Origin of the sequence: Adlercreutzia sp. ZJ473 (genome assembly GCF_013185065.1) — a bacterium.
Lineage (GTDB): Bacteria > Actinomycetota > Coriobacteriia > Coriobacteriales > Eggerthellaceae > CAAEEV01.
Window position 1 is genome coordinate 1 of sequence record NZ_JAAVTO010000085.1, and the last position, 6,145, is coordinate 6,145.

Below are 6,145 nucleotides of genomic sequence, written 5' to 3' on the forward strand. Positions count from 1 at the left end.
AGTTCGCCGACGAGGCCGGCATAGGCGAGCTGCTCGGCGAGCGCGCCGCGGGCGGCGAGCTCGAGGTGCACCTGTACTACTGCGACCCGCGCCAGTCCCAGCAGAAGGGCGGTTGCGAGAAGAACACACCGAGATCCGCCAGATCCTGGAGAAGGGCATGTTCTCCTTCGACGAGCTCACCCGCGCGGACATGTCGGCGCTGATGAGCCATGTCAACTCCAACCCGCGCGCTTTCCCTCGGCGGCAAGTCGCCCATACAGATGCTGCGCTTCGTCTACGGCGACGACGATGCAAACGCCCTGCTCGACGCCCTCGGCGTCTACGAGGTCGGCCGTGACGAGCTGACGCTCAGGCCCGAGATCCTCGACGTGGAGCGCGCCAAGCGAGGGGAGCCGCCGCTGACCCGTCTGAGGTAGCGCCAAAAGAGCAAGGCGATGCGTTGCGCCTAGTCTTGAAGTCCTCGCAAGAGGGCTTGCGCCAGCACGCCCTCAGACAAACCGCAACGCTCCTAAACTGCCCCCTGACATGGCCTCTGCCCAGGACCAGCTACGCAATCAACCCCAAAGCGTTGCGCCTACCTCGGGAAACACACAACGTTCACGGGCGTTGCGCTTACTTTGATAAGTTTCCTAGATACAAGAAAGACACGGCTCCGGCCATCGGTATGATTCGAGTGTCCAATTCAATCCTGCTAGGAGGCAGAGCCATGTCCGACCCCATCGCAGCACTCGACGAGGGCGCCATCCGCGGCGAGCTCAAAGAACTCGTCCGCCAGACCGTCGAGGACACGTTGAACGCGCTTCTCGAGGAGGAGGCGGACGACCTGGTCAAGGCCGACCGCTACGAGAGGACGGCAGAGCGCGAGGCGTACCGGGCGGGTCACTACGAGCGGGGGCCCACGACCGCCTCCAGCCAGGTCACCATCAAGATGCCCAAGCTCAAGGGCATGAGGTTCGCCACCGCCATCATCGAGCGCCACGAGCGCCGCGAGACGAGCGCGGAGGAGGCGATGATCGAGACGCGCCTGGCGGGCGTGCCCGCCAGGAGGTCGAGGACGTCAGCGAGGCCCTGCGGGGCGCGAGCGTCTCCGCGGCCACGGTGTCCAACCTCAACGAGAAGGCGCTCGGGTCCGTCGAGGCCTGGAGGAGCCGACCGCTGACGCGCGCCTACCCCTACGTTTACGTCGACGGCACCTGCCTCAAGCGTGCCTGGGGAGGCTCCTCCGGGAACGTGGCCGTGATGGTGGCCACAGGCGCCGACGACGACGGCTGCCGGGAGGTCATAGGCGCCGCCGAGGGATTCGCGGAATCGGCCGAGTGCTGGCGGGAACTCCTCTCGCGGCTCAAGTCCCGCGGCCTGCGGGGCGTCAGGATGCTCGCCGGGGACAAGGCCGCCGACATGGTCGGCGCGCTGGCCGAGGTGTTCCCGGGCGCCGCCTACCAGCGCTGCACGGCGCACTTCCACCGCAATGCGCTCGCCAAGGTCCCGAAGTCCAAGCGCAAGGTCGTGGCCGACAAGCTCAAGGCCATCCACGCCCAGGAGTCCTTCGAGGCCAGCGAGGAGAAGGCGCTGAGGGTCGTGGATGACCTGGAGGGGATGAGGCTCAAGGAGGCCGCCAAAGTCGTGCGCGAGGGCTATGCCGAGACCCTGGCCTACACCCGCTTCCCCATGGAGCACTGGAGGCGCATCCGCACCGACAACGCCATCGAGCGGCTCAACCGCGAGATCAGGAGGCGCACCCGCGTGGTCGGCACCTTCCCGGACGGCAGGAGCGCGCTCATGCTCGTCACCGCCCGCCTGAAGTACGTGGCCGACAGCGAGTGGGGGTCGAGGAGGTACCTGGACGTGACGCTGCTGGAGGAGCGGCCATGCCGACGGTCAGGCGCCGGCTACGCCAATTTGGCTAGTAACCCGTTCTGGTACCAACAGTCAGCATAAGTTGGTACCGGCAGTCAGCAAACTTGGTACCGCGGGTAAGCACACTTGGTACCGTCAGGGCCGAGCTTAGAATTCCATGGTGCGCGCCCAGTCCGGGGCGCGTTTTCATGGAAGGAGGCTCGATGCCTATGTCTAAGAACAAGAAGATCCTCATGATGCTCGCGAAAGGAGGGGCCAGCCAATCTGACATAGCGGCCGCGCTGCACGTCAGCAAGCGCGACGTGTCGACAGCTGCCAAGGCGATGCGCGAGCACGACCTGACCTTCGATGCGGTGAGCTCGATGGATGCCGGAGTCGTTGACGAGCTGTTCTTCCCGAAAGAGAGGCGAAAGTCGAATGACGCGTACCTCCAGCCCGACATGGAGGCGCTCGTAGAGCGCAAGAAGAAGAGCAGGAAGCTCCCGGTCAAGCTCTTCTGGATCGAGTACTGCGAGCGCGCAGCAGCTGAGGGCAGGCTCGCCTACGCCTATCAGACCTTCTGCGAGATGTTCGCCGAGAAGGCGGAGAAGATGGATGCGACCAGGCACTTCGTGCACGAGGCCGGGGCCAAGTGCTATATCGACTGGGCAGGCGACACCGCCTCTTTGACAGACAAGTTGACGGGTGCGAAGACGAAGGTCTACGTGCTCGTCGTCACGCTGCCGTTCTCCGGCAAGTTCTGGGCCGAGGGTTTTTGCGGTATGGGGCAGAAGCCATGGCAAGAAGGACACATGCACGCGTTCGAGGAGTTCTGCGGCGTGCCGCGCATGTGGGTGCCCGACAACGCCGCCACGGCGACCGACCGCACGAACATCCCGCGCGTCACGCTCGTGAACAGGGAGTACGAGCGCTTCGCCGAGCACTACGGGGCCGCCATCGTGCCCGCACGCGTTCGCAAGCCGCGTGACAAGAGCGTTGCGGAATCGTGCGTGGACCTGGTCGAGCAATGGATAATCGGCCCTGCCGTCGAGATGACATTCTACACTATAGGCGAGTTCAACGAGTTCTGCGCGGAGAGAACCGCATGGCTCAACTCCCGCCCGTTTTCTGCGAAGGACGGCTCGCGCGAGTCGGTCTTTAAGGAAGAGGAATGCATGCACCTTGAGCCGCTTCCCGCCGAACGCTACGAGATGTGCGAGTGGAGAAGCGCCAAGGTCGCGCCCGACTACCACGTCAAATGCACTTCTTCTCATTTGACGTGGAATGGGCAGCTGGGGCAAATGCGAAGCTAATCATGATTGCGCACGTCCGACTCCTCGACCTTTCGCCCAACTGCCCATTTGCCTTACTCGGACAATGATTCGAGCCAACGCATAATGCTCGCATCGCGTTCCCATATAGGCTCTTCGATGTCCATGGTCACGCCGTTGCTCCTCTCGATAGCTTTTCTGATAGCGCCCGAATCGCATTGAGCGTAGATCTCCGTGGTCGACAGTTCGGAATGGCCGAGGAAATCGCGTATGTATATCAGCGGCACGTCGGCCTGCAGCAGATGGACGGCTTTCGAATGACGCAGAGTATGCGGGGTGATTTCCAGCATGCCCGCATCGCGTATGTCCGGGGGAACTGCAGCCCAGTGCTTCTGCAGGACGTACCTGATTCCCCCGCGGGTCAGCTTGTCCCCGCCCCGGTTGACAAACAAAGGGTCCTCCGCCGCAAACCGCTTTCGCTCGGCGCGGTGCCGCAGATAGGATCGGAGAACGTCGACCGTGTCGCCCATGAGCGGCACGAACCTTTCCTTCGCCCCCTTTCCGAACAACCGGATACGCGCAGGCTCGTCCGTCCGAAGGTCCCCGGCCTTCGCTTCGGCGAGCTCCGACACCCTGGCGCCGCTATCGTAGAGCAGGGACAGGAGCGCGAGGTCCCGCAGGCCCTGGTAGCGGCTGCTGTCGATGCCGTCCAGGAGCGCCTGCACGGCATCGAGCGTCAGCCATTTGACGCACGTCTTCGGCTCCCTCTTCCTCGGGATCGCCGCTATCTGCTGGCATTGCAGCATGTGCTCCGGTGCGACGACCTGCACGTAGGCGAAGAACGTCTTTACGGCGTCGAGCCTGACGTTGCGGGTCGAGGGGGAGTTGCCGCGTTCGTCCTCGAGCCAGTCGAGGAATCGCTCCAAGAGCGGGCGGTCGATGTCGCGAATCGCCAGCGACGACGAGCGGATGCCCTCGACGTCGCTGCAGTACCCGATGAGAAGGGAGAAGGACGTTCGTCTCGAGGATATGGTGTGCTCGCTCAAGTCCAGGGACCCCGCGAGATGGCCGATGAAGTAGCCGGTGAGGTGCCTCGCGAAGTCAGTAGGCGCTTTGCTCATCGCCGCTCACCTCCGGGATGACGCGCGAGCACGCGCGCTCGACCAGCTCCATCACGTCAGGGTAGACCTCGGCCGTCATCCTGAGGTAGACGCCCGTCTCGCGCGCCGACTCGTGGCCGAGGTATTCCGACAGCACGGGGAGGAGCGCCATGACGTCCTCCCCGGCTTCCGACGCCCGCATGAGGACGTGGCAGGAAAACGTGTGGCGGATGTCGTGGACGCGGGGTCCGGCGCCGCGTCCTCCATGCGGGATGCCCGCGTCCATCAGCACGGATCGGAAGCGGTTGTATATGGTCTGGTTGCTGTATCGCCCGCCGGCCACGTTGCAGAACAGGTAGTCGCCCGGCTTGGGGTCGGGGTGCAGGATCGAGCAGAACTCCCGCAGCACGTCGGCCATCGTGTCGGACAGGGCGACGAGGCGCACCTTCCCGTTTTTCGCGTTCTCCATGCGCACGGCGCCGTTCTCGAGGTCGACGTCTTTCATCTTGACCGACAGCGTCTCGCTTATCCTCGTCCCGGAGCTGTAGAGCAGCCTGAGCAGCGTCGGCAGCACCAGGTGCATGGTCGAGCAACGGTGCGGGCAGATGCGGTCGGAAGCTTCGAATATCCTGCTCATCTCGTCTCGGGTGAACACATACGCGACGAATCGCGAGCGCCTGCTCATGTTGTGCGCCACGTTCATCGGGAAGTGGACGTTGCGGCCGAGGGCGCTCAGGTACAGGCCGAACTGCCGGATCAGCGTCACGCGCGACGTGCGGCCGCCGCCGCCGCGCTCGGGCTCGTGCGGCCGCTTCGCGCACCACGCCTCCACGATCTCCTCAGTGAGGTCGGGCCCGTCCCAGCCCCTGTCGCTGCAGAATAGGGAGAAGAGGCGGAGCAGCCCTTCCTCCTTGACGTACTTGAACCCCATGTCGCGCTTGAACTTCAGGAAGCCCGCTATTTCGTCCTCGAAGGAGGCTTTCTCGATGCCGCCGCTCATCTCGCACCTCCCGTCATCCACCAGGTGTTGACCAGGGGCAAAACGTCCAAAGCGCATCTCCTGAGCTGCTCGATGTCTGCCTTCAGGTAGAACTTGCTCGTGTCGCTGCAGCCGTGGGACAACGCCCTGGTTATCACCGGCAGCGGCACCCCGCTGCCCATCATGCGCGTGGCGACGCTCGCCCTGAGCGCGTGCGGGCCGCGTCTCCGCCCGTCCCTTGCGATGCCGGCTCGGCCCATGGCCTCCGATACGATGTCGTACACGATCGCCGGGCGCATCCTCGTGTAGGGAGGGTTGTGCCTTACCAGCACGTACGGCTCGTCCGATTCCAGGCGCCCCTCCTTGACGTACGCGATGATCGCGGTGCCTATCTCGTTCGTGAGGGGCAGCACGGTAGGCTGGCCCGTCTTGGCCGACGCGAACGATATGCAGCTCTCCTTCCACGCCAGGTTGTCGAAGCGCAGGCCCACGATGTCCGATGATCGCATCCCGAGGCGGGCGGCCAGCAGGCAGGCCACGAGGTTGCGCCTGCCGGTCGGGCTCGCCGTGTCGATGGCTCCGACGATGAGCTCGACCTCCTCGTCGGTGTAGGTGTCGGGCGGCTCGGGCCTCGGAGCCTTCGCCTTCGGTACGATGTCGACCGCCTGCTGCTCGATGCGCCCTGTCGCCTCGAGCCACGACAGCAGCTTCCTGAGCTTGCTCGTAGTCGAGTAGACGAGCTGTTGGCCGACGCCGCTCTCGGATACGCGCTGCATGAACCCCATCACCGCGGTGGCGTCGATGTCGGCGATGTCCTCGATGCCGTGCTCCTCTAGGTAAACGCTGATTTATTCCGCCTGCAACAAGCCGCTCGCATCTGCTTTCAAAGTCCGTCGGGGCGGCGGCAAGCCGCCCCTCCATTGGCATGCAAGGGGCTCCGCCCCTTTGACGACCCCCGC

Annotated in this window: 6 protein-coding genes and 1 pseudogene; 4 read left to right on the forward strand and 3 right to left on the reverse strand. The window is 64.4% G+C overall.

Annotation, left to right across the window (positions count from 1 at the left end; all coding sequences use genetic code 11):
* The 4 genes and pseudogenes from HRL41_RS11360 to istA all read left to right on the forward strand — a co-directional run.
* Window positions 1-203: hypothetical protein (locus HRL41_RS11360; protein ID WP_172137123.1), on the forward strand; the 203-nt coding region annotated here is incomplete at its 5' end.
* A gap of 6 nt (window positions 204-209) precedes the next feature.
* Complete coding sequence (locus HRL41_RS11365) at window positions 210-416, forward strand: hypothetical protein (protein ID WP_172137124.1); 207 nt, start codon at window positions 210-212, stop codon at window positions 414-416.
* Window positions 417-706: 290 nt separating this feature from the next.
* Window positions 707-1,938: pseudogene (locus HRL41_RS11370) on the forward strand (IS256 family transposase).
* A gap of 128 nt (window positions 1,939-2,066) precedes the next feature.
* The gene (gene istA, locus HRL41_RS11375; RefSeq protein ID WP_172137125.1) at window positions 2,067-3,149 is read left to right on the forward strand and encodes an IS21 family transposase; all 1,083 of its coding nucleotides are present in this window, start codon (window positions 2,067-2,069) and stop codon (window positions 3,147-3,149) included.
* Window positions 3,150-3,202: 53 nt separating this feature from the next.
* On the opposite strand, the gene HRL41_RS11380 is transcribed toward istA, so the two are convergent.
* From HRL41_RS11380 to HRL41_RS11390, 3 genes are read right to left on the reverse strand one after another with little or no spacing between them, the layout of a single operon-like run.
* Entirely contained in the window at window positions 3,203-4,228 is a 1,026-nt protein-coding gene (locus HRL41_RS11380; protein ID WP_172137126.1) for a tyrosine-type recombinase/integrase, read from the reverse strand.
* The gene (locus tag HRL41_RS11385; protein WP_172137127.1) at window positions 4,209-5,207 is read right to left on the reverse strand and encodes a tyrosine-type recombinase/integrase; all 999 of its coding nucleotides are present in this window, start codon (window positions 5,205-5,207) and stop codon (window positions 4,209-4,211) included. The genes HRL41_RS11380 and HRL41_RS11385 overlap by 20 nt, the downstream gene beginning before the upstream one ends.
* On the reverse strand, window positions 5,204-5,962 hold the full coding sequence (locus HRL41_RS11390) for a tyrosine-type recombinase/integrase (RefSeq protein ID WP_172137128.1): 759 nt from the start codon (window positions 5,960-5,962) through the stop codon (window positions 5,204-5,206). Before HRL41_RS11390 ends, HRL41_RS11385 begins: the two co-directional genes overlap by 4 nt.
* Window positions 5,963-6,145: the final 183 nt, after the last annotated feature.